Origin of the sequence: Pedobacter panaciterrae, assembly GCF_013204795.1 — a bacterium.
Lineage (GTDB): Bacteria > Bacteroidota > Bacteroidia > Sphingobacteriales > Sphingobacteriaceae > Pedobacter > Pedobacter panaciterrae.
Genome location: NZ_JABMKW010000008.1, coordinates 693460 through 717959, shown reverse-complemented (window position 1 = coordinate 717959; position 24500 = coordinate 693460). Strand labels below are relative to the sequence as shown.

General features: G+C 39.4%; 27 protein-coding genes. 5 read left to right on the top strand and 22 right to left on the bottom strand.

Features of this window, described 5'->3' with window-relative positions; translation table 11 throughout:
- Window positions 1-150 precede the first annotated feature (150 nt).
- The gene (locus tag HQN86_RS05380; RefSeq protein WP_172659973.1) at window positions 151-987 is read left to right on the top strand and encodes a hypothetical protein; all 837 of its coding nucleotides are present in this window, start codon (window positions 151-153) and stop codon (window positions 985-987) included.
- A 38-nt stretch (window positions 988-1025) separates the two neighbouring features.
- Here the strand turns inward: HQN86_RS05380 and HQN86_RS05375 are convergent, their stop codons facing one another.
- The 12 genes from HQN86_RS05375 to HQN86_RS05320 all read right to left on the bottom strand — a co-directional run bounded on the left by HQN86_RS05375 (window position 1026) and on the right by HQN86_RS05320 (window position 14500).
- Window positions 1026-1772: a LytR/AlgR family response regulator transcription factor gene (locus HQN86_RS05375; protein WP_172659972.1), complete on the bottom strand. Its 747-nt coding sequence runs from the start codon at window positions 1770-1772 to the stop codon at window positions 1026-1028.
- A 12-nt stretch (window positions 1773-1784) separates the two neighbouring features.
- Entirely contained in the window at window positions 1785-3695 is a 1911-nt protein-coding gene (locus HQN86_RS05370) for a histidine kinase (protein WP_172659971.1), read from the bottom strand.
- A gap of 32 nt (window positions 3696-3727) precedes the next feature.
- A complete protein-coding gene (locus HQN86_RS05365) occupies window positions 3728-5035 on the bottom strand; it encodes an HlyD family secretion protein (protein ID WP_172659970.1) in 1308 nt (435 codons plus the stop codon).
- Window positions 5025-7217, bottom strand: coding sequence for a peptidase domain-containing ABC transporter (locus tag HQN86_RS05360; protein WP_172659969.1), 2193 nt, complete (start codon window positions 7215-7217; stop codon window positions 5025-5027). The genes HQN86_RS05365 and HQN86_RS05360 overlap by 11 nt, the downstream gene beginning before the upstream one ends.
- Window position 7218: 1 nt before the next feature.
- On the bottom strand, window positions 7219-8307 hold the full coding sequence (locus HQN86_RS05355; RefSeq protein ID WP_172659968.1) for a hypothetical protein: 1089 nt from the start codon (window positions 8305-8307) through the stop codon (window positions 7219-7221).
- Entirely contained in the window at window positions 8304-8465 is a 162-nt protein-coding gene (locus HQN86_RS05350) for a hypothetical protein (protein ID WP_172659967.1), read from the bottom strand. Before HQN86_RS05350 ends, HQN86_RS05355 begins: the two co-directional genes overlap by 4 nt.
- Before the next feature lies 1 nt (window position 8466).
- Window positions 8467-9399, bottom strand: a complete 933-nt coding sequence (gene gwsG / locus HQN86_RS05345) for a grasp-with-spasm system ATP-grasp peptide maturase (protein WP_172659966.1) — start codon at window positions 9397-9399, stop codon at window positions 8467-8469.
- A gap of 90 nt (window positions 9400-9489) precedes the next feature.
- Window positions 9490-9699, bottom strand: a complete 210-nt coding sequence (locus HQN86_RS05340; RefSeq protein WP_172659965.1) for a hypothetical protein — start codon at window positions 9697-9699, stop codon at window positions 9490-9492.
- A gap of 75 nt (window positions 9700-9774) precedes the next feature.
- Window positions 9775-9969, bottom strand: coding sequence for a hypothetical protein (locus HQN86_RS05335; RefSeq protein ID WP_172659964.1), 195 nt, complete (start codon window positions 9967-9969; stop codon window positions 9775-9777).
- A gap of 698 nt (window positions 9970-10667) precedes the next feature.
- Window positions 10668-12671 (bottom strand): hybrid sensor histidine kinase/response regulator, encoded by a 2004-nt coding sequence (locus HQN86_RS05330; protein WP_216854325.1) that lies wholly within the window; start codon window positions 12669-12671, stop codon window positions 10668-10670.
- Window positions 12672-13658: 987 nt separating this feature from the next.
- A complete protein-coding gene (locus tag HQN86_RS27140; RefSeq protein WP_394367888.1) occupies window positions 13659-13805 on the bottom strand; it encodes a hypothetical protein in 147 nt (48 codons plus the stop codon).
- Between the two features lie 227 nt (window positions 13806-14032).
- The gene (locus tag HQN86_RS05320; protein ID WP_172659962.1) at window positions 14033-14500 is read right to left on the bottom strand and encodes a low affinity iron permease family protein; all 468 of its coding nucleotides are present in this window, start codon (window positions 14498-14500) and stop codon (window positions 14033-14035) included.
- A 452-nt stretch (window positions 14501-14952) separates the two neighbouring features.
- On the opposite strand from HQN86_RS05320, the gene HQN86_RS05315 reads away from it, so the two are divergent.
- Entirely contained in the window at window positions 14953-15330 is a 378-nt protein-coding gene (locus HQN86_RS05315) for a response regulator (protein ID WP_172659961.1), read from the top strand.
- Entirely contained in the window at window positions 15330-18287 is a 2958-nt protein-coding gene (locus HQN86_RS05310) for a PAS domain-containing sensor histidine kinase (RefSeq protein WP_172659960.1), read from the top strand. The genes HQN86_RS05315 and HQN86_RS05310 overlap by 1 nt, the downstream gene beginning before the upstream one ends.
- 371 nt (window positions 18288-18658) lie before the next feature.
- Here the strand turns inward: HQN86_RS05310 and HQN86_RS26970 are convergent, their stop codons facing one another.
- Entirely contained in the window at window positions 18659-18784 is a 126-nt protein-coding gene (locus tag HQN86_RS26970) for a hypothetical protein (RefSeq protein ID WP_262889285.1), read from the bottom strand.
- Window positions 18785-19372: 588 nt separating this feature from the next.
- On the opposite strand from HQN86_RS26970, the gene HQN86_RS05305 reads away from it, so the two are divergent.
- A complete protein-coding gene (locus HQN86_RS05305) occupies window positions 19373-19555 on the top strand; it encodes a hypothetical protein (protein ID WP_172659959.1) in 183 nt (60 codons plus the stop codon).
- A gap of 90 nt (window positions 19556-19645) precedes the next feature.
- Here the strand turns inward: HQN86_RS05305 and HQN86_RS05300 are convergent, their stop codons facing one another.
- The 6 genes from HQN86_RS05300 to HQN86_RS05275 all read right to left on the bottom strand — a co-directional run bounded on the left by HQN86_RS05300 (window position 19646) and on the right by HQN86_RS05275 (window position 21873).
- The gene (locus HQN86_RS05300) at window positions 19646-20542 is read right to left on the bottom strand and encodes a magnesium transporter CorA family protein (RefSeq protein WP_172659958.1); all 897 of its coding nucleotides are present in this window, start codon (window positions 20540-20542) and stop codon (window positions 19646-19648) included.
- Between the two features lie 50 nt (window positions 20543-20592).
- Window positions 20593-20790: a hypothetical protein gene (locus tag HQN86_RS05295; RefSeq protein WP_172659957.1), complete on the bottom strand. Its 198-nt coding sequence runs from the start codon at window positions 20788-20790 to the stop codon at window positions 20593-20595.
- Window positions 20791-20857: 67 nt separating this feature from the next.
- The gene (locus HQN86_RS05290) at window positions 20858-21133 is read right to left on the bottom strand and encodes a hypothetical protein (protein ID WP_172659956.1); all 276 of its coding nucleotides are present in this window, start codon (window positions 21131-21133) and stop codon (window positions 20858-20860) included.
- A gap of 12 nt (window positions 21134-21145) precedes the next feature.
- Complete coding sequence (locus HQN86_RS05285) at window positions 21146-21403, bottom strand: hypothetical protein (RefSeq protein WP_172659955.1); 258 nt, start codon at window positions 21401-21403, stop codon at window positions 21146-21148.
- Between the two features lie 3 nt (window positions 21404-21406).
- A complete protein-coding gene (locus HQN86_RS05280) occupies window positions 21407-21601 on the bottom strand; it encodes a hypothetical protein (RefSeq protein ID WP_172659954.1) in 195 nt (64 codons plus the stop codon).
- Between the two features lie 17 nt (window positions 21602-21618).
- Window positions 21619-21873 (bottom strand): hypothetical protein, encoded by a 255-nt coding sequence (locus tag HQN86_RS05275; protein WP_172659953.1) that lies wholly within the window; start codon window positions 21871-21873, stop codon window positions 21619-21621.
- 230 nt (window positions 21874-22103) lie between these two features.
- Between HQN86_RS05275 and HQN86_RS05270 the strand changes: the two genes are divergently transcribed.
- Window positions 22104-22235, top strand: coding sequence for a cold shock domain-containing protein (locus tag HQN86_RS05270; RefSeq protein WP_172659952.1), 132 nt, complete (start codon window positions 22104-22106; stop codon window positions 22233-22235).
- Between the two features lie 342 nt (window positions 22236-22577).
- Here HQN86_RS05270 and HQN86_RS05265 read toward each other — a convergent pair whose 3' ends face one another.
- The 3 genes from HQN86_RS05265 to HQN86_RS26825 form a co-directional block, all read right to left on the bottom strand.
- Window positions 22578-22775 carry a hypothetical protein gene (locus tag HQN86_RS05265; RefSeq protein ID WP_172659951.1) on the bottom strand — a complete coding sequence of 66 codons (198 nt, stop codon included), beginning with the start codon at window positions 22773-22775 and terminating at the stop codon, window positions 22578-22580.
- 148 nt (window positions 22776-22923) lie between these two features.
- Window positions 22924-23358: a fatty acid desaturase family protein gene (locus HQN86_RS26830; RefSeq protein WP_317171652.1), complete on the bottom strand. Its 435-nt coding sequence runs from the start codon at window positions 23356-23358 to the stop codon at window positions 22924-22926.
- Window positions 23359-23573: 215 nt separating this feature from the next.
- Window positions 23574-23834 (bottom strand): hypothetical protein, encoded by a 261-nt coding sequence (locus HQN86_RS26825; protein ID WP_246269437.1) that lies wholly within the window; start codon window positions 23832-23834, stop codon window positions 23574-23576.
- Window positions 23835-24500: the final 666 nt, after the last annotated feature.

The window sequence follows — 24500 nt, the reverse complement described above, 5'->3', positions numbered from 1 at the left end:
CAACTTATCCATTTTATAAAATGTTCAATATCATCCATTTTTTAGCTCATTGTTTTTACCTGGGAGCAGTTACACAAGTGACAGGTCTTTATTGGCAAGATCATCTTTTCATTAAATAAGATTCTTATCTTAGAGAAACTAAATATAAGTATGAACGCTAAAATTATCTCTCTTACCATCGCTATATTAGTGATCTTCTCCCTGAATTCATCTGCGCAAACCCGGCTTAACATTGAAGGAACCTGGAGATTGGTATCTCAAAAAATTATAAATTCTGAAGGCGGTGTAACTACTTCCGATAGTGCCGCTTTAAATCAGATAAAGGTTTATACGCCAACCATGTTTGTTAATGTCGGCGAAAGAAGAATACCACAATTAGACAATCAAAAAATGGTAGTTTCTTGTGCCGGCGGCCATTATTCTTTAAATGGCGACGTTTATGAAGAGTTTACAGAATTTGCTTCCTATAAAGACTATAAGGACCTAAAGGTGAAGTTTAAATTGACAATGGAAAATGGCAAAATGCATACAGTTGGTACCCTTTCGGGTGCTGATGGAATCATCACCACTTACGATGAATGGTATAGCAAGGTTGAAGTTCCGACACAAAGCAAAGAACTAACCGGGACCTGGAGAGTAATATCTCAGCGGGTAAATAATCCTGATGGCAGCGTGTTTACTGCAGATAGCACCTCGGCAAGCATGCGCAAAGTATTTACTCCGGGCATGGTTGTAGTCATACGTGAACAGGCTATTCCAAAGGCAGATAACCAGAAGCTTGTAGTATCCTGTGCGGGTGGCCTATACACCTTAAAAAATGGTGTTTATGAAGAGTTTATTAGTTTTGCTTCATACAAGGATTTTAAGAGCATGAAAGCAAAATTTGATTTAAAATTTGAAAACGGTAAGCTCCATACATCCGGTATACTTACAGATGGAAATGGGCAAGAGGCGGCTTATGATGAATGGTTTGTGAGGGCCGATTAGCCGGTATATTCCGAACAAACAGATATGAGTTTATCGAACTAAGCAATATTCTCTAAATACTTTAACACCTCTTCCTTTTTTCGGCTTGAGACCAATATCTGTGCTTTATTTTCCATCAGTAAGTAACCCTCACGGTAATACTTTTTAACGAATTGAAAATTTACCAGATAAGATTGATGGCACCTCAAAAAACCGAATGGGGTAAGTGAGCTCTCATATTCTTTTAGCCCTTTTGAAACAAGTATTTCTCTTCCATCTATTAAATAAAAGGTTGTATATCCTTTATCACTCTTACAAAATACAATGTCATCTATCGCAACGATTTCAATGCATTCGATGCTTTTTAGTGCAACACGTCTGGCTGCACCTACTCCTTGTGCAAGGTAATGTGCTTTGGCAATGGCCAATTGCTGCTGACTAAAGCTTTCCTGTTCCCGATGATGAAAACATTTATTAAAAATTGCACTTAAAGAAATCTCATCTATAGGTTTAAGCAGGTAGCCGAAAGCACCTAAATTCAATGCTTGAATTGCATACTGATCATAAGCAGTAAGAAAAACTACCTGAAAATCATTCATTCCGATCTCATCGAAAAGGTGAAAGCTATCACCATCCTTTAGCCGGATATCCGCAAGAATAATATCCGGTGCCAATGCAGGTATCTCGATTGCAGCTATCGAAACTCTATCTGTGACGCCTACTACTTCGAGATAGCTGATTTTTTTTACAATCTGCAAAATATGCTGCATAATTCGCACTTCATCTTCGAGGATATATAATTTCATTTTTATCGTCTTTTATTCTTCAATTAAGGGTATTGTGATTTCAGCGATTACGCCATGGCCTTCTTTTTTATCGTTGACCGTAAATTTTGCACTTTGCTCATGTGATGAAAAAAGTAGTGCCAATCGCTCTCTCAAAATAACCTGGGCTAAGGATTGCTTCTTTTGTTTGTTTACATCATTACTTCTGAGTCCACTGCCATTGTCATCCACACTTATGGATAACATCTCATTTACCTTGTTAAATGAGATGTTTAACATGCCTTTATGACTTATAAGTCTAAAACCGTGTTCTATGGCATTTTCTACAAAGGGTTGTATAAGCATTGGAGGGATAAGTATGTGTTCAAGATTTAAACCTTCATCTACAATTATCTGATAATCAAACACACCTACATAACGCATTTGTTGAAGTCGGATATAGTTATTTAAGGAATTTAATTCTTCACTTAACTCAATAAAATCCTTTCTGTTTTGCTCTAAAACTCCTCGCAGTAAACTAGAAAATGAGTTAAGATAACAAACAGGTTCTTCAACATGACCCGAGGCTATTAAACTCTGAAGGTTCGCAATTGCATTAAAAATAAAATGTGGATTTAGTTGAGTTTGCAACAACTTTTGTTCAATATTTAGTCTTTGGTTCTCAGATTTTAGTAATCTGTTTTTTTGCTTTAAACGCTGTTGATTGTAAAGAATATAAAAGAAAAGAAAAATACTCAAAAAAATCAATGTGAGTAAAACAAGCGTCCAGCGTTGCTGCTTTATAGCGGCTTCGTTTAACTTATTTCGCTCGTTTAGTTCTTGAATACTTTGGTCCTTTTTTTCAGTTTCGTATTTCTCCTGCAATTCCGCAATTTTAACCGCTTCAATTGCCTGAAAATTCCTGAGTTCGATAGTATAAGCAGAATCTGCAGCCTCCATCGCCCTGGCAAAATCTCCCTTTAGTACATAGGCATCTTTAAGGCCGTTGTAATACAGTCCTTTTCGTTTTTTAAACAGATTCTTTTTTTCGAGTTCAATACCCTCACGATAATATTTGATTGCTGAATCGGGCTGCTTATTTCGAATAAAAGATGTGGCCAGATTGTTAAAAGCAATGTCATTTAGGTTGTTATGTTTTTTCAGATAATTGAAATATAACCTACTATATTGCAAAGATTTTTCATTCCGATTCTGCCTGGCATAAATCTGCGATTCATTATCGTAGCTACGGGCAATGGCAAGGCTGTCACCAATTTTAACAGCCAGTTCACGGGCCTTGCTATTATAAAACTTCATTTTCTGATCATCTCCTAATCGAGATGCCAGCAGAAAAGAAATATCATAGTAACGTTGTTTAACAACTGCATGAGTTTTATATGGATGATTTTCATAATACAGCCCCGAGTATTTGAACGATGCTTTCTCATTCTGGTTTTGAAAATAAGCTTTGGCCAGCAAATCGTAAAATCGGTAAGTAATAGGGCTATGAGTCCGTTCTGCAACTTCCATAGCGGAAATTATTTTTTCCATTACTCCTGATTCTACCAATAGTCCATCTCCAAAGCTCTGACTTAGAATACTGTAAGTCTTCAATAGTTCTATCGTGTCATTGAGCCTTTTGCCTTTCATCTTCTGATACTCCGCAATCGCACTGTCTCTTTTCTTTTCTAACAGATACTTTCTCCCTTTGAAATAATGAAGATAGGGGTCAACTGGATTGTTATAAATCTTAAAAAGACTGTCATGCTTATCAATTACTCTTTTGTAGGTCTCAGTTGATAGGGTATCCATCGCTATAACTGCTTCCAGATAATCCTTTTCAGGATTGCTCCTATGCATATTTTTTTTCTGCATTTTAGAAGTATTTTCATCATTTCTGCATGCACAGAATATCAAGGCACCACAAAACAGAAAACGAACAAGAGGGGTTACTGTGCTATTCATTCATTAAAATTATTTATCAAGATCCTCCAATTCTAATCAACCTGGTATCTTAAAAGTTTTCTGAACTGATAGAATACCCTTTCAATTAACCTTAAATCCTGGGTTACGATTTCGGCCTTGCCTTTAAGCTCTTTATCAAAAATAAGACTTTTATAATGAGAAGTTTTTAGCCCTTTGGGAAGAATAACATCTACATAATAATTTCCTTTTGCATCAGGGGTCAAAGATATGTTTTGCACTCTTCCTTCTACAATACCATATTCCTGATAAGGATAATTCTCCAATTTGATGAGCACTTTACCCCCCGAATAAATTTTTCCGGAATTAGTTGCTGAAACTGACATTTTCCCAATCAGCGTTTTATTATTGATGGGCAATACAGATAAGATCGCATCCCCTCTTTTTATAAACTGATTTTCTCCCCAAAACTGCTGAAAACTTGCAATACCCTCTGTAGAAGAAACAATCAGGTAACTCTGCTCCCATTGTTTTAATGACTTTCTTAATTGTTCAAACAGCTGTAAAGTTTGAGAGGCATAATTAATTTTATCTTTTTCGGTATTTATTGTTGCGCTACTTTTTGTTTTATAAAAATTGGAGATGCCCTCTTCTGTTTGAGATATTGAAATATTGATATTTTCTAAACTTTGCTGTGCTTGTAAAAATTTAATTCTTTCACTTTCCAATTCCATTGTTGAAATAACTTTCAGACTAAACAGCTTTTGTGAGCGTTGATAATTTTTTCTTATCAGCTCGAATTTTTCAAGTTCCAAATCTTTCTGTTGTTTTAACGTTACTATTCGCCCTCTATATTCAGCAATATTCTGGCTGGCAGCAATATGCTCTGGGGCATAGGGGCGAAATTTTGCAAACAACTTTTCATCCTGGAAGGCTTTTGCAAAGGCATTGTAGTCGCTTTGAAGCTCTCCTAATTTAAAAGCTGATATTTTTTGAACCGGAAAGGAAAACAGTTGAACTGAAGAAATAGAATCTACAATCATCTTAAGTTCCAGAATATTTTTATAATTTGCTGTAGATTGTAAAACCATTAATACCTCATCTTTCTTCACTTTTTGATGATCTTTGATGAATATTTTTTCAATCCTGGAATCAGTTCTTGCCTCCACCTTTTCGGTAGGATTCTGTGAGGTTACGATAATGGTGGCGGGCACAAATTCTGGATACCTGATCAAATAACTCATCATCAAAATCATCAAAATCGCACAAAAAATAATCACATTTCCCCAACGAAACATCCAATGCGGTGGTTCAGACAGAAGATCCTGAACACTTTCAGAACGCAGTTCTATCTGGTCTAATATGTCTTTCTTAGTTTCCAAGTTCCAGTTGATTTTTGATTAATCTATAATACTCTCCCTTTTTTGACACCAGTTCGGCATGATTGCCTTCTTCTACAACCATCCCCTTGTCCAATACAATAATTTTATCTGCATGTTTTACTGTAGACAATCTATGGGCAATAACAATTGCAGTCTTCCCTTTAAAAAACTGCTCTAAATTTTCTATAATTATCTTTTCGTTATTGGCATCTAATGCACTTGTAGCCTCATCAAAAAAGATGTAGTCGGGTGATTTATAAACCGCCCTTGCAATAAAAATCCGTTGTTTTTGGCCACCACTTACTCCCAAACCTTCGTTACCAATCTTAGTATTATAACTCAAAGGCAGGCTTTCTATAAACTCCTTAATATTGGCAATATCAATTGCCTTTCGTAGTTTTTCTTTATCTACAATATCTTCACCAATACCTATATTATTGGCAATAGTATCATCAAACACATGGCTTTCTTGCATCACAACACCACAGTGACTACGCCAAAACCTGGGCGAAATATTTTTCATGTTGGTGTTTCCTATCTTAATTTCGCCAGTACTAGGTTCATAAAACTTTGTCAATAGCTTTAGCAGCGTGGTTTTTCCGCTACCACTCGCACCAACAATTGCAGTTGTTTTTTGGTATGGGATGGTCAGGTTTAAATTTCGAAAGACGAAAGAATCTGAGCCGGTATACCTAAAGGAAAGGTTATTCAGCGCAATATTTTGCTGTGGTATTTCCGTAGCATATTGCTCGCTGGTATTTTCTTCATCTTCTTTATCATGAATCTCTCCTAACCTTTCTAACGATATTCTGGCATCCTGGGCTTGCCTGATGAAATCAATCAATTGTAACAACGGCGCATTAAGCTGGCCAATAATATACTGCACAGAGAGCATCATACCCAAGGTAAGGTTTCCACTTAAAACTAATTTTGCGGCCAGGAAGCTTACCAAAATATCTTTGACTTGGTTGATAAAACCTCCTCCAACAGACTGCCATTGCTCTAACGAAAGTGCCTTTATCTGAATTTTGAATAATTTGACCTGTAGGAATTCCCAATCCCAGCGCTTTTGTTTTTCGGCATTGTGCATTTTTATTTCCTGCATGCCGTTAATGAGTTCCATTACCTTGCTTTGTTCCTGTGCCGTTTGCGAGAACTTTTTATAATCTAACTCCTTTCTTTTTTTCAGAAAAAAACTAATCCAGCCAATGTATAAAACTGCCCCAATTAAGTAAACGATAAACAAACGGTAGTCGTAAATTAACAGAATGACACTAAAAATAACCAGGTTAACCATCGAGAACAGTGTATTGAGCGAAGAATTGGTAAGCAATTGCTCTATCCTATGATGATCGTTAATTCTTTGCATGATATCTCCTGTCATTCTGGTATCAAAAAAGCTGATGGGAAGCCTCATGAGCTTAATGAAAAAATCTGAAATGATAGCTATATTTATGCGCGCAGAAAGGTGTAACATTATCCAGCTCCTGATAATTTCTAAGCCCATTTTACCTAAAAAGAGCATAACCTGGGCAAGTAAGACCAGATATATAAAATTTAGATCCTGATTTTGAATTCCTACATCTACAATACTTTGAGTAAGAAAAGGAAAAATGAGGGATAATATACTCCCTGCCAAAAGGCCAATTATAAGCTGAGCAACAAGTGACCTGTACTTAAGCAGGTATTTAGATAAAAAAGAAAAGCTTGCTTTCTTTTCTTCATCGTCAAATTCACTTTTATAAAATTCAGGGGTGGTCTCAAGAATTAGCGCAATACCTTCTTCTGTATTTTCATTCGCATTTTCACCAATCCAACATTTTAAAAATTCTTCTTTGGTATAAGTAATTAAACCAAAGCTGGGATCTGAAATATAAACCCGGCCTGCTTTATCAATTTTATAAACTACGACATAGTGGTTTTTATTCCAATGCACAATACAAGGCAACGGTGCATCTGCAACCATCGTATTGAAATCTATCTTAACCCCCAATGTTCTAAACCCTAAATGCTCCGCTGCATTACTAAGCCCCATTAAACCACTTCCTTCTCTGGTTGTTTCAGAAAGCATTCTGATTTGCTGTAATGGAATACTTTTATTATAGTACCTAGCTATAATACGCAGGCAAGTTGGACCGCAATCCTTAGCGTCAGGCTGTTTAAAAAAAGGGAATTTTTTCATATTAAGCAGACCAGATACTATTGAATTTTTGAGATAACTGTTCCTTATCTATAAAGCATCCGGAGGCTGAAATAGTAACCCCGCAGTGATTTAGATCAAGGTAGTCTACTTCATCATCCCATTTTGATAAATACGGATTGTAGGCGCATTCGATTGGATGATACCACTTGTCAATACCTTTAACAGGAACCCGACTATCTACACACATGTACCTGAATTCACAATCACAACAAACCAGCATACTATCTTTCTGAATATTTCCCAATTCCTGAAACTGATCGGATGAGATCAGATTTAAAAACTGCACCGAAGAGATTGATTTAACCTGGCCAAAGCTTAGGGTATTGTTTAAACCATTTTTGATGTTACCATCGCTATCGATATACACCTTGCCAAAATAATAGGAATGGAAGTTATAAGCTTCTAAAAAATGCTCTGTATTGATGCCTAGTTTATCTATCGTTAATTTGCGTTTATAGACTGTAAATTCTTCATCAAAATAATTAAAGTAGACGTTTTGATACAGCTCGGTTTTTTCTATACTATTTTTTGAATTGAAAAAGTTTACAGAAAAAACCAAGTTATGATCGCTTAGCCGTTTACGATGATCTTCTAAAGCATCGTGATCGAAATTTTCGATGTATAGGTAAACACTATCTATTTCAAGGGTGTCTATCCTTTTTAAAACCTTAAACAAGTTATCATCTACCTGAGGGGCAATAATAGATAGATTTAGAATATATTCGTCTTTAATGCAATCGAAGAAATTAAGGTCTACATTGGTATGCAGTACAATGTTTGTGATTTTATTGGGTACTTCTAGCTTTCTGTTGAGCGCTGTAAAGCATTGTTTCTGGTTTTGATCGGCAAGTTCGAATACAATTTCTTCGTTAATTAAAAAATCAATGAGGGATTGCCTTTCTTCCTCATCTTCGATTTTATTAAAGTCGATGAAATCATCTGTATCTAAAATGTAAAAATGCGCTTTCGAAATGAAGAAATAATCTTTTCGAAGTATATCATAAATGATTGCCCTATTGTAACCTTTGACCGGAATACATAACTGGTTTCTTAGAAAGAATTTCCTCATAACGGCGATTTATAAAATAGGTCTAATTGTAAACTGTTGGTGGCAAAAATCTTTGATGCCCTGGTTTTAATGAGGTAGTCGGGCCTTTCTTTCTTGATTAAAGATTTTAAATGAACAGGTGCTACTCCTTTTTGTATTTCAACTTTAATTTTTTTCATATCAGAGGTTTAAAGCAAGAGCCTTTTCGAGATTATAGTTGCAGGGGTTAGATACCATGCCGAACTGGCCTATAGGGTTAAGGTCCAAAAAATAATACTGATGGTCTTCTTTAGAAGAAACGACATCAAATGAAGCACAATTTAGGCCGATATGATCTAGCAGCTGCTTAATCTTTTTTTGATAAGACTTTGGAAACTGATAGGGATTTAATCGATTTGGCTTTGAATTATCATAGTTTCTAAAATCTACTTCGGTCCTTTTATTTTTTTGCGAAAAGATTGCCATCGCATAGAAATCCCCGTCCAGATAAAAACACCTTATCTCGTAATCTTTTATAATGTTTTTCTGGAAAAATGTAGGAACAAACTCATCTGGTAATTCATTGATATCATTTACGCCGATTTCTGTTGTATAGGCTAAGTGAATAAAGTTATCTGAATCGTAAACAGAGAGTGGCGAGTTTAAGGGTTTGGAGATGATGTTTTTTTCTTTGTTGTAAAAATCTAACAGAGCGCCTTTATTGCCGCTAACCATAAAGTTTGGTGTCAGGATTTTAAATTTATTGCATAAATCAAGTACCTGAAGTTTATTGACATCTCTGGTTGCGAAATTGTTTATCGATTCCATTTTATCGAAAGTGTAGTGGATATATTCCATTAAGCTTTCATTTTCTGTTAACAGGTAGTTATTCAGATATTCGCTGTCAAAGTTTTGTTGAAAAAACAGATCACCTCTTCTATACCAGATCTTTGTTATTTCATTGCTACAAACTGTTTTACCATCAATATGGAGGGTGAAGGCTGTATCTGTAAGAGAAATTAATTTTACATCGGTATTTTCATTAATTCGTATAAAATCTTTCTTTAGGTTTATTAACCAGTTAATTACCCTGCTTGTTGAGTAATCGTCGCTGATGGAGAAAATTATGACCATATACTTATATGTTGTAAACTGGTTTAAAATTAGTTTTGCCTTACTACCGTTAAAAATGGAGGATGTACCTCCATTTTTATTTTTCAATTCTTAATCAATAGAATTTGAAAGATTGTAAACCGTCCTGGTGCTTCTGATGCTTCCATCATCATTATAATACGTATAATGTGTATCTGGGCAACTGGTTGTACCGGTTCGTACCTGACAATCGCTCATTGTACCAAAGGCCATTTTGCCTCCGTTGATCTGACAGCTTTTTAAGTCGATCTTTTTCTCGAATAAACCTTTATTAATTTTCATTTTTTTGAAATTTGCTTATTAAAATAATTAGATTAATTTTTCCAGATTATGGTTATTGCTGCGTAAGAGCTGGTGTTAATCCGGACAGTTATAGTCGGTACAAACCTGAATCGTAGTCTTGTTGTCGTCTTTAACCGTGTATCTGGTGTCTGAACAGCCCTGAACACAGGTACTGGTTGAAGTGGTTTTTTGGGTGGCAGCTAACCGACCACCATTGATTTGGCAATTTTTCAGTTCAATTCGTTTTTCGAACAATTGGTTGATTTTCATAATGGTTATAATTTAAATTTTGATAGATAATTCGCCAACTTACCCTGGCGCATAGGCTTTTGTCGAAGGCAAATTCGGTGTATACTGCAATTGATGCAAGGAAGAACTGATATTTGATAGCTTTAAATCTATTTCCGTAGGCTCTTTATAAATATTCGTTTTATAAAGTATCTAAAAAGTAGTTCACACTCGTAAAGGATTATTCGAAAAGCGGGAACGGTAAAAGATCCATGAATTCCAAACCTAAGGAAGAATTTCCTTTGAAGGGCATTTTACAAAGTCCTTGTTGCAGCACCAATATGACAGCTGGTTGGAGCAGGGGTAAAAATAAATAGTATATGTACTGCCGCTGCATTAAGCATTGTAATATCAATATTTCAGGAGCATCTGTTCATCAAAAAATTCAGGAATTACTGAAATACATCCGCTTCACTTCAGAATTTCCTGACAAGCTGATAGAAAGGGTTACTGACTTAGCAAAGACTACCCTTGAGGTAAGGGATCAAAGGCATAAAATTCTAGCGACAAAACTTGCGACGATTGAAACAAAAATTTAAAATATTGAAAATAAACTTTTCGATGGGGTGATTAATTATACGACTTATAAGAAGGTTTAATGTACATTGGGTATTTTTTTCCCTATGACCTAATATTATAATCTATCAATTGTCAGATTAGGTTCGAAAAACAAGGAATAATCATCCTAGTCCTCCTCCATTTATAATACCTCGACTCCCAGCTACGTTGTATAACACTTCAAACATTCTTTCGGGCGAAAAAGGTTTATTCAGAATGTCGAAAATATGCATTTTAGCGAGTTTCAATTTGACCTCGGTCATAATATCGGCAGTAAAAATAACGATATGTATTCCCGGGTACTGCTGCTGTATAAGATCCGCCAAAGCGTAACCGTCAATTTCAGGCATATGGAGGTCCAGCAGAGCTACATCATAGTTGTTAGCTGTCAGCAACGCAAGAGCTTCTTTTCCACTATAAGCGCAGTCTGGTGTACAGCCGAAGTATTCCAGCTGTTTTTTGGCCACCATCACATTAATAGGGTTGTCTTCTACAAATAAAATGCGTAAGCCATTTAATCTGCCTTCGTATACCGTAATTTCAGGCCCTGGCCTGAAAGCCCCTGGTGAATTTTTGTCGGTAGCCAAGTCAAAATTCAGTTCAAAATAAAATTCCGCCCCTTCGTTCGCTGTACTTTTAAGCAATATACGTCCTTCGTGAAGTTCCACCAATTTCTGAGTAATAGCCAAACCTAAACCTGTTCCTGTATGTTTACGGTGAGCGGACTGTTGTACTTGCTTAAAACTTTCAAAAACGGTTTCATGTAATTCTTCAGGAATACCGATTCCCGTATCCTTTACAGAAAAGTATACCTTGGCTTTACTGTCTGTCAATGCACTAAGGCGTAAAGTAATAGTTACCTCTCCCCTTTCCGTAAATTTAATGGCATTGCTTACCAGATTGTTCAATATTTGTCCTAGTCTCACCGGATCTGCAATTAGTCTTTGAGGAATATCATCGTCAATAAAGCTCTTCACCATGATCCCTTTAGCCTCGGCCAGCGACTTAAACTGATTTTTGATATTCCTTACCAGTTCAAAAATATTCACTTCTGCCAACACCAGTTCCAGTTTATCACTTTCTATTTTGGTAAGGTCCAGGATATCGTTAATGAGCTGTAACAAGTGGTCGGCAGAAAAGATCAGGCTACGCACATACTCTTCCTGATCCATCGTATGCTTAAGTTTTAGCAAATTGGCAATCCCGATAATTCCATTTAAAGGAGTGCGGATCTCATGGCTCATTACCGAAAGAAAATCTGTTTTTACCTTTGCTGAATGTTCAGCAATATCCCTTGCGCGCAGCAGTTCCAGTTCAATTTCCTTCTTTTGGGTAATATCCGTAATGGCTCCTCTCAGCACCACCACCTTATTGTCTGCTACAATGGGTATGCCAACGGCCCTAACCCATTTTCTTACGCCAGCAGGGGTGCATAGCCTGAGTTCAAAATCATATGGTATTTGCTTTTCAATCGCATCTTTTACCTTTGCTTCCATCATCTGGGCATAACCTTCTTCGTAAAGCGAAAGTACAGCTTCAAACGTAGGAACAAAATCCTGCGCATTAACGCCATTGATTTCATAGACCTGCTTTGTCCAGAACACCTCTCCTGTCAGTAAATTAAATTCCCAGCCACCTGTTGTACTCAGTTCCTGGCTCACATCCAGAATCAGGTTGCTGCGTTCCAGGCTCGTTTTTATTTCTTGAAACGCCAGTTCGCTAAGGGTGCGATCAGTGATGTCTTCTAAAAAACCAATATAATAAGAAACAACCCCATGGTCATCAAAAATAAACTTTGCATTCACCTTTAGCCAACGGATTCCTTTAGCGGGATGATGAATCCGATAAACAAAATCGAATATTTCCTTCCCTTCTGCCATTACGTTCTGAATCAGATTGATGATATGAACGATATCTTCCTCGTAAACGATCCTCATCCAACCTTTGCCAAGTGACTGTTCAACACCTAGTCCCGATATATTTTCCCATTGATGGTTCAGAAACAAGCAATTACCTGCTGTATCAGCCTGAAAAGCACCCATCGGGCTAACTTCCAGTATTTTTTGTGTTTTTGCTAATTCTTTACGTGAAATACTTGTCGGTTTACTATTCATTAAGTCTTGCATTATTGGGATGTTTAGGTAATTTATTAATATAATTACAGCTATGCAAAAAAACCTCCTTGTTAATGGATAAATAAAAAGACGCCTGGCAAAGGCTTCCTTTACTAGACTTGAGCAAAAGGGCAAATCTACATCGACGCGGGAGATGGCTTTGGCTATAAAAAAGGTGAATTTGAACTGCTAGTTTTTGAGGCCAGAAAAAAAAATCTGATTACTGTATTGAAGGCTATCGTTGCAAAATTTCCCTACCAGGAAATACCTATCCGGCAGCTAATCCCTATACTAATATTGGAGAAACAATTTGTCTTGTCCTACTATATAGATCTTTAACTTTTTCAAACTTGTGTTCCTTGTCAATACTAACGTTAGCAGTGGTTAAAATAGGCTTTCTATATCTGAGGAATTAATGAAACTTAATGGATTCCCATAACTTAATGCCCCTGAGGTTCCTAAAATTAGATTACTCAGAGTTAGCAATTGAGAAGAAAATGGCATTCCATCAACTACATATAAAGGGTCCATTTCCTTTAATCATACTATTCTGTATCTTCACCCCAGTCCCAGCAAAACCAGTCGCCTGCTCTATAAACAATCCAGCAGGAGGAGGTATCCACAGTTTGTGAGCTCCCTCTACCCCAAATTGACTTAGGATTCTTGCATCAACAGCATCGGTTTTAGTCTTGACATTCAGACTTGAAATAATAGCCATAATCAAGAATTTAAATCATATCGACTTAATCCTCTGTAGTCTATTCTTTTGTTTTATCCAGGCTCGTACATCCGCCTTAAAAAATCTGACAAATTACCTTCTAAGTCGTCTTACTATTACAAGTTCGAAAAGTGACAACCTATATCTGTATGAGACCACTCTGAGCGTCCTGCTGGCCCAATGGGAGTCGTGGGCGTTTTAACATAACCCATATTTTCCTCCTCTGACCTGCTTCGATGTTAGGCTCCCATATGGAGGCTCCGCTTTATACGGGTCTTCTGTCATGTTATTGTTTTTGATGGAGCAAATAGTCCTTTAAGCGAGGTTCCCAGTGCCAGCGCTTTACCTGTAATACCTCTTCGCGTTTCGCTACCTCGATCTGGCGTAAAAAGTAAGGAAATTACCGCTCCGACCGTAACCCCGGCGATTACTGCAATGGCAATCTATGTGCTATGATCAGATTTGCAGTTTAGTGTGGTTGCTATCAATTTCTTCAGCTTCATAATCTTTTTAATTGAGTCTTATCTTCTTTATAGTTCATAACCATTTCCAAGCCCATTCGTTTAACTTTTTTATTGTAACTAGCTAATATTTTTTCCTAAGGCTACCCGTCGCCCAGGCAATACTCCTGCTGACTACCGGGAACATTTACCTGCTAGGTGCTTTTTCCTGGCTTTTTTATTTTGCTGTCATGTCTTAGCTGTGCCTGAGTAAGGGAATAAGCTTGTTTGATATTCTTTTCCTGTTTGGCCAGGTCGGCCAGCTTTGCATAATATTTTTCGATAACCTCCAGCTCCTCTTCCGACAAATCCTCCACATCAATCATATGATTACTCGTCAGCTCATGGGCAGCTACAAGTTCGTTAAGCTTGATTTGTATGGCCAGGGAGTCCTTGTTTTGGGTTTTCTGAATCAGAAAGACCATTAAGAAAGTAATGATAGTGGTTCCGGTATTGATGACCAGCTGCCAGGTCTCCGAATAATCAAAGATTGGTCCGCTGATTCCCCAAACCACTACAATTAAAAACGCAGCCAAAATAACCGGAGTACTACCTGTAGCCTTAGTTACTTTGGTGGCTAGCTTTTCAAAAAAGCTCTGTTTGCTTTCATGTTTTCTTTTCATAAAAATAACGATTAACTAATTAAAAAGACTGATATGTGAGTATGACCATCATACCAAACTTTACTTTCTATCGCTCGATCTTTCTCTGTTTGCTATCAACCGAATTTTACTGATTTAGTTTTTGAAAAAAAACAATTTTTTCAGGTTGCCGTACTTATATCCTCCACGCTAATGAATTTTACATATATTTCACAGATAGTAGTTCTGCCCCTTGTGGTGGTGAAACGGAATCTATGCCTGATCCAACAGCGCTTCTCCTGACGCTAAAAAATGCATAAAACGAGCTGGGTGACTTTTTAGCGAAATCTATCGCTCAACTGGGGCCGTAATATAAGGCAGGTTTCCACCAAAGAGGTGGCCACATATGGAAAAATCCCCAGCTTAGGAGCGATCACGTTAAAAATAAAGTAAAATTTAAATATCAAAAAAGCAATAATTGCTATATTTAGAAAATGCCAGCTGTTAATAAAATAGTCATTTTTGATGACGATGATGATCTCCTGGGTATATTCCGTTTTCTTTTTGAAGACAGCGGATGGGAAGTGTATGCTTTTGAGAACTGTAATGATTTAATCAGGAAAACAAAGGAGATCATGCCTCGTCTGATACTCATGGATAATTGGATACCTCCGCAGGGAGGAATAATAGCGACGCAAATGATTAAGAATGACTCCATTCTGAAGGAGATCCCGGTGATTTTCGTATCTGCAAATAATGACGTCAAAGAATTAGCTATCAAAGCAGGCGCCGATGCCTATACCGAAAAGCCATTTGATTTTGATGTACTTAATGATTTAGCCATTCTGCTAATTAACAAACCTAGAGCCTGATGCCACCTGAAGAAAACAAAGATTCCCGCGCTCGGGTTGACACCGATGCCATACAGAGCCTGAATGAAGAATTGACAGCCTCCAACGAGGAGTTACAAGCCAGCAATGAAGAACTGATCGCCATGCAGGGTCAGCTGGAGGCATCACTGGAGGTCATCTCTGACCGGGAACGGCAAATCAATGCAATGGTAGAAAGCGCGCCATTTCCCATAGCAGTGTACATTGGCAGGGAAATGCGGATTGCGCAGGCAAATAAGGCGGTTATCCAGGTATGGGGCAAAGGCGATAATGTAATTGGCAAAACCTATTCCGAATTGTTACCTGAATTGGAGGAACAGAACATCTACGCGCAATTGCATGCCGTGTACGATAGCGGTATTCCCTTCCACATCAGGAACCAACAGGTAAACATTGTAGTTGACGGTAAGCTCACAGAGTTCTATTTCAATTATAGCTTTACTCCTTTGCTGAATAAATCCGGAAGCGTTTATGGGATTATGAATACTGCAGCGGATGTAACCGATTTGTTCCTTGCAAAAAAGCAGATGGAATACAGCGAGCAGAACTTCCGGAATATGATCATGCAAGCACCAGTGGCTATGTGCCTGTTGAAAGGACCTGACTTCATTGTTGAGCTGGTCAATACCCCAATGGTGGAGATCTGGGGCAAGCCATTAGAGGAAGTGGAGAATAAGCCCGTGTTTGATGCCCTCCCCGATGCGAGGGAACAAGGCCTGGAATCGGTAATGTCAAATGTATATCATACCGGAAAGACATATTTCGCCAACGAGCAACCCGTATCTCTCATCAGACATGGCAAGCCCGAGATCGTTTATCAAAACTTCGTTTATCAGGCCTACAGAGACACTAATGGCAGTATCGAGGGTGTGCTGGCAATTTCTGTAGATGTTTCTGAGCAGGTACTCTCGCGCCTTGAACTTCAAAAGACCTATGAACAAATTCAGTTATCTAAGGAGGCCGCTCAATTGGGCACGTTCGATATGGATCTTTTAAAAGGAACAATGGAATGGGATAACAGGTGCCGGACGCTTTTCGGTATCAGCCATAAGGATGTGGTCACTTACGAAAAGGACTTTCTAGGCGGACTTCATCCGGAAGATCGTCAAAGGGCAGCAACTATCATTGACAGTCTGTTTGCAAGCAGCACCGGTGATAAAGACTACGATATTGAATACCGCACCATCGGGGCCGAGGATGGTAAGACTCGCTGGGTACGGGCAAAGGGTAAAGTCTATTTTGCCGGCCAGTTACCCATTCGCTTTATCGGAATGGTTTTGGACATTAGTGTCCAAAAGGAAAATGAATTGCGCCTAGCCGAGCTTGCTGAGAAACAGGCCCGACTGGCAGCTATAGTCAACTCATCCGACGACATTATTATCAGCAAAACGCTCGACGGGATCATTACCAGCTGGAACCCGGCTGCAGAGCGGACTTTTGGCTATCGGGAACAGGAAGCGGTTGGTCGTCATATTTCTATGATTATCCCCCGAGATAGGTTGTCCGAAGAAGATTACATTATCTCTCAAATCCGAAACGGCAAAAAGGTAGATCATTTCGACACCATCCGGGTGGGCAAAAACGGGCAGGAACTACAGCTTTCACTTACCATATCACCGGTTATTGACGACAATGGTAAAATTATAGGTGCATCCAAAATTGGACGGGACATCAGCGCTAAACTTGCCGCCGAGCAAACAGCAAAAAAATATACAGAGCGCCTGGAGATCATGAACATGATCATGGGTACCATCTCTGCAGAACTTGACCTGAATAAAATTTTACAAAAGGTTACTGACGCGACCACGAACCTGACCGGTGCAAAATTCGGTGCCTTCTTTTATAATAAGACCGACGAACAGGGAGAATCCTACATGCTTTTCACCTTATCAGGTGCTCCACGGGAAGCCTTTGAAAAATTTGGTATGCCACGAAATACGGCTGTCTTCCATCCGACGTTTTCAGGCCAGTCGGTGCTCAGATCCGATGACATTACCAAGGACTCACGCTACGGACAAAATGCCCCACATTTTGGCATGCCAAAAGGCCACCTGCCAGTGGTGAGCTATCTTGCCGTTCCAGTGGTTTCCCGCTCAGGCCAGGTGATCGGCGGGCTGTTCTTCGGACATCCCCAGCCCGGAAAATTTACAGAGGAGCATGAGATATTGGTGTCGTCGATTGCTGCTCAGGCAGCAATCAGCCTGGATAATGCCAAGCTTTTTGAACAGGTGAAAGCCTTAAATGACAAAAAAGATGAATTTATCGGGTTAGCCAGTCACGAGCTCAAAACACCTCTGGCAAGCATCAGCGGATACTTGCAAATTCTGGGACGACTGCTAAAAGACAGTCAGCATCAAAAATTCCTGGGTAAAGCGTCGCTACAGGTTTCCAAGCTCACCTCACTGGTCAACGATCTTCTTGATGTTTCAAAAATAGAGGCCGGCCAGTTGAAATTGACTATTGCAGCCTTTGACCTCAAGGAGGTTATCAACGAAGCCATAGAGTTGATCCAGTATGGCGCTGACAACCATACAATTACTTTCCGTACCAAACTCAACCATTCCATTATTTCCGGCGATGCTCAGAGGATTGAGCAAGTGGTGCTGAATCTGCTCTCAAATGCTATAAAGTATTCTCCCGAAGCTAGCCTGGTCGAAGTTGAACTGTGTGAGGCCGAGGAAAATCTAATAGTCAGTGTCAGGGATTTCGGAATGGGAATAGCGCCAGAAAAGGCAAAACATATTTTTACGCGTTTTTACAGGATTGACGAGGCCATAGCCAACATATCAGGACTGGGAATAGGTTTATACCTTTCACATGAAATGATCAGCCGCCATCAGGGTAAATTATGGGTGGAAAGCGAGGCCGGAAATGGAAGTACGTTTTATTTTTCCCTGCCTAGGCGCACAGATAAAGGAGGTTTAGCAAGTGACGCCTGAGCCACTACGGCTTTCGTTGGTCCGGTTGTGCATTCTATTGGAATTCGCATCGGCCATTACATCCGCAGGAGGGTTCTCATATATCGCAACAACCATACGAAAAAATTTACTGGACCTACTATTAACAAGATGCTATATCTCAAAACCCTCTTCAATATCATATTTTAGCATCCTAATTTGATGTTATTTAGCTGCTATGGATCAACTTACCAAAAAAATCACTGTTGTGTGCCAGCGTCGGCAGCCTTTGGGGTTTTACCCGACGGCCATGCGGAAATCATCTTTCATTTTGGCGGCGATCTGCTGCTGGAAGTACAGTCCGGACCACTACCTTCACCTTTCTTAGTTCAATTAAACTCCCGCGCTTAGGATTAATCCAGATTGTCATTTACCGGGTAACCCTCTTCATCCAGGTCATCCCGGTCGTCTTCCGCAGTCCTTCCCAGAAATTCATCTTCAGGGTTAAGTTTCACACTTTTTCCGTTGTCTACATGCATTCCAAGGTCATCTAACTCGCGGCTCCCGCCTGCTCACTTTTATTAGCATACACATCTCCGACATACGGATTCGCCTCTCATAATCTGAATTGGAATCGGCACCATTGTCTGAAGGGGTTTCATAAGGAAGCGGGTGGTCATAGGCTGTATCCTTATCTGTTACATCGACTTCAAAAGTATTTCTTTGTTCATCGAAAGATAGACTATCAAAATCTTTGGCTTCCTCCACGACTTGGTTTTTGAGTTTATCTTTCTCTTTATTGTGATCTCCACTTGTTTCGATATTTATACATTTGTCAGTAAAACACTGCTCCCTGAGATTTGTTTCAACTCACATAAATCAACTCTTACATTCCGCCGAATTTATCACATAGGTTGCCCCCAGGCGATCATGGCTTCCAGGCATCCTCAAACTGCCCAGCAGAGGCAAGTAGCATCAAAATACGTTTATGTTGATTCCACAAATCTTTTTTCAGCAAAAACAGCTAGAACACAGCATCGTTTCAGGCCAGTTTGCCTAAAAAGTTATCAAATAAGCAAAACTATATTGATGAGCTGGTTGTTCAAATCATATCAAATCTTACTGACATGAAATCGACTACAACAAAAAAAGCGAACACCTTCACACCAGGTCATGCTGTTCGCCTCGTTAATACTCCCGCTTATTACTTCCACCCTGATGAGGACTTTAAGGAAGATTACGATTGGGAAAAAAACAAAATGGTTTCAAAAATCAATAGTCACAATACTGATAAAATCGTATCGCGTTAACAGTACGCCCCCGACTAGATATTCTGCAAATCATATCAGAATCATTACCGGAAAGGAATTGATTCTCTGATAACCATGATCTCTAGGCGCTCACAACCAACCTTTGCGCTTAAACCAAAGATAGATCGAAATGGTTACCACCACCATCAATCCCATCACTCCGGGATAACCTATTTTCCAGTGGAGTTCCGGCATGACATCGAAATTCATTCCATATATCCCGACGATAAAAGTCAGTGGCATAAAAAACACAGATAAGATGGTCAGCACCCGCATGATTTCATTGGTCTTTTGAGAAGAGGCCGAAAAATAAATTGCCAGCAACTGGTGAATGTTCTCAGCAAGCGAATCAAACATACTCTGGAATTTAACATACTGATCGCGGATATCCCGTGTATTCACGTCACCCTCTGTGGAATCAATGGCATCAATGATTTCAAATGAAAGAATAAGCATTCGCTTCAGTAAGTCGACTTTCCGCTTCAGATAATACAGTCCTTTCAAAAGCGGCACTTTTTTGGGCCTGAGAAACACAATCTCCTCAAAATAATCCACCGATTTAGCCAGTTTGGCCAAGGGTACATCATAGGTATTCAAACAGGCACTGATCAGTGAATTCAGTAGCTCTCTGCTATTCCCGCTTTTGCCAGCTCTCGTCAGATCCATCAATGGCTTAATAAATTCATGTTCCCGCCGGTGAACAGTCAGCAGAAACTTTTCCCCATAAAAGATCGCAATTTTATGAGTGAGCAACTGAACTGTATCTGCTTCAGCTACATTATTATCCGTATGTATCCTGAAAATGATAAAAGAATAGTTTTCCATTCTTTCATATTTAGGCAGGTGGTCAGGCTGAAGACAATCCTTAACTAAAGCAGGATGCAATTTATACTTTTTGGCAAGCCCGTTTAGCTCTTCTAAAGAAGGATCTACCAGATCTGTCCATTCAAAACCATGATCTGCAAACGACGCGACGTGATTTACCATATTTTTTTTAAGATCAGGATATCAATATTCATCTTCCCCATGCAATCGCCTTAGCCTTTCTTCAAGTGCTGATCTCCAGGCCTGGATCGCTGCATCCCGTGTATCTCCGCTCCCGAATCCGGACCGGAAAGGCAGCAAAAAATATCACCTTCCTGATATACCTTCGGCTTTAACTTTTGTACAGCCTCGTCATACTGGCTATAGTCCACCTCTATTCTACCCTGCGGATCTATCGAATCATTTTCCATAACTTAATTCACTTACTTAATCAACCAAATAGGCAAATCAGGAGACAAACACATACACCCAGTAACATCAACGCGCTATTTTCCTGCCGATTTCCTGCACCATCTCCTCATCCAGCAGGATGTCCTGATGGCCAGAAGTTTCATCATATTCATAAACAGGAAATCCTCCCGGCTGCAACTCATCAGCGGTTAAAGCCTTCCATTTTTCACCGTCAGAACCTAAAAAAATCTCACCGATCAGTGCACCATGGTATACAATTTTGTAAGTACCTGCTTCCTCTGGATGGATATTGAGTTCAATTTCTTCTTTATCAGTATTGATAATAATATTAAAGGGATCCATAATTAATCAGTTTTAAACAGGTTTATTGTTTAAATAATCTTCCAGCTGCTCGCCAAGCTGCGTCAATAATGCTTTGACGACCACACCCTCACCACACCAGACCTTCCCGGTTTTTCCAGATTCCTGCCACATGGTACCCAAAGGAATATGCTGATCAAAAATGGCGTATTTGGGCTCCTCACGGTCCGGAACAACCAATAAGGATTTAACCTCGCCCTCAATGGTTACCTGAATTTCGAAAGGCTCCCATTCTTCTGCTATATTTCCCATAGTTTAGTTCCCCTTATCCTCAAAATCTTCAGAAGAACTTCCGGTATGACTCTCATCGTCACCAGGATTTTCCTGCGGTTTCTCTGAAGAACCCGTAAACGCATCATCACTCAGGGAGTCATATCCTTGCGTTCCTGTATTATCTAAACCATCTCTGGGGCTTACTGGGGTTGAAGGTGTAATTTGCTTCTTAGCCATATGAATCTTTTTTAGGTTTAACTATCCATTGGGTGATGATTAGAACCGGGATTGGTACCATCCAGCTCTCCAAGTCCGGGAGCTCCACGCTCGGTGCCCTGTTCACCTGCAGGTTCAATGCCTTTCGATTGATCATCAGCATCATTTATATCTTTCTGTGTTTCCTCGAACACAAATCCGGGATCTACTGAGCGGTTTTCAAACTCAACGTCTTTATTTATAATCGCAGATTGATCCTCATCTTCCGGCAATTCTTCCTCTATATTATTCATGATATATTATATTAAGTGTTGACTAGAGCCAAGCATCATCCGCCTTTTATTAAGTGTCTCCCAACTTGAGAAATACGCTTGATTGAGACGTGATAAGCCAGCTTAAGTTCAACACCTTGTTAAACAGAATGTTTCATAAAATTTATTTTAATATTTTATGAACAAAAACTCAAACCCGGCTGTTATAGTCAACGTAATGAAACAAACCAGTGTTTCCGGAATACCTAATTTTGTTAAATACACCATGCCAGAAGGAACAGTATTTTTTTAATGAGTTAAAAGGATTTGGTTTCATTGTACCCAACAACGGAGATCCGGAATTATTTGTACATGCCAGCGCGTCAAGTGCTCCATCGCTGTAAAAGACTTGGTGACAGAAGCAATCCTATAGTTCGTACACTGGATTTAACATTTTTTTCCGGGCAAACAATACACATGCAAACAGGAGCAGCGAAAGCATAAAAGGAATTTCTTTTATGTTAATAACGTTAGTTAAATCTAATTCAGCAAATTTTTCCGAACAAAAAAAAGGGAAAAAACCTGCTTATAAACTGCATTTAAGCCAAATCAATAGGCATAAGATTTCGCCAAACGTTGCATAAAGTGGGGACTATTCTATGTGTGGCCACTTCTTTCGCGGAACGCGGATGTTCATCCACTATCTGTGAAATATACATGTTATTGCTAAATTAAAAATTTCATCGTCAACTCCTCTTCTGCATGGTAACAAAATTTTGGTTTTCTTTGGATGGCAGAAACTGGCCTGATGCCGCATCCATTATCCAGGTCCCGACGTTCGCCGAATCCAGGTTAACAATTGCCACATCCGGTTCTAAAAAAGAATCAGCAAGGCTTGGGAGACGATTATCAGCGGGATTTATTTCGCTGGCGTTATCATTCATAGGGTTTTGAAAAGGCTGTATTTTTTCACAATTACAACTTTTATTTGGCAGTTTCAGTTGTTATGTCTAGACAGCCCACCGGTTGGCTATTAGGAACGGTATACCACCGGATAGCAGTAAGCAACAACCCACCAAAAAGTTAACTATATCAAATCCTGGTTGCCTCTTTCCCAAATCTTCTGAGCGTAACATAATGTGAGCGTAGGGCGGCGAAGAAAGTCCTGTTTTCGATGTAAGGTAAATTGAATTCCAAAGCCGTGCGCTTCACAATGAGCGATATCTCTCCGTAACGTATGTGACAAACTTTAGGAAACAGGTGATGCTCAATCTGCCTGTTCAACCCTCCTAAAAAGAAGGCCGCCAATTTATTATGTGTAGCGAAATTCGCCGTAGTACGCATTTGGTGTTCCGCCCAGGCCTCCTGGATCTGTCCCATATGGGTGGGAACTGGAAAATTAGTCCCTTCCACTACGTGCGCAAGCTGAAATATCAGACCCATCGTTAACCCTTCAGCAATGTGCAGCACAAGGAATCCGATAAGAAACTGCCACCAGGTAATATCCAATACCAGCAGCGGAAGCACGATAAACATAAAATAGTACAGCGCCTTATAAAAGAATAGATTGTAATACTCCAGCTTAGGGTGCTTGCTTTGTTATGCGCCTATCTTTTTCTGGAAGAACTTCACATAATCTTTTCTAAACACCCAGGAAAGGGAAGCAAGGCTGTATAATGGAAAGGCGTACCAATGCTGAAAACGCTGGATCGAATTGACCTCATCCTCCTCAGCAATCCTGATCAGGCCCGGAGCGACTTCGACATCCTCGTCATGTCCAGGAATATTGGTGTAGGTATGGTGAACCCATTGTGCGTGATGCTCAAAACATAGGGGTTTGCCCCAATCAGATTACAAATAAAGCCAAAAAGCTTGTTCACTTTTTTATTGCCCGAAAGCACACCATGACAAACATTGAAACCGACAAAGGCGCTGAACATCCCCAAACCTGCGGCCAGCGGCAACAGCTGCCAGGCGGGCATTGATCCCGAAATGATGATCATATACAATCCGGTAAAACCGGACAAGAAAAAAACCGTTTTACCCCACATATAGGCATTGGCATGCTGACTTAATTGGTGCTGAAAAAAAACTGGTCTACTCTGGCCCTGATGGTCGCATAAAACTGCGAACCGGAAGCCGATGAAAATTCTAATTTTTGTGACATGTGATCTGATTTGATCTACTTAACGCGAACAAACAGATGTGCCAGGACCGGGTGTTGGAATTAGAAGAAAGATTAACCTCCGGCACCATACCGGATTCGTTTATTTTATAACGCATTAATTTATATTATTGCATTCAAAAAATTATTTTCTTTACTGCATATCAATCAGTCATGAAACTCAGGAAATCAAGACTACATCAATACCGATGGCCCGCTAAGCAAAACAGGTACAGAAGAAATCGGACCTTCAAAATAAAGAAGATGAGAAGAAACGGATGACATTTCAGGTGACCTTTCCGGCAACGCTTTAGAAAACACAGACTCAGAAGACCAATAGCTCAACTTGAATGAAATAAATTATCTTTTTTGGTGACAGCCTGACCGCAGGATATGGCTGCGGCCAGGCTCCACCAAGTCCTTCCCAGCCCTTTTTACAACAAAGATCTACCAGGCAGGCTTTGGTTATCAGATCATCAACGCTGGAATCAGCGACTTACCTTCT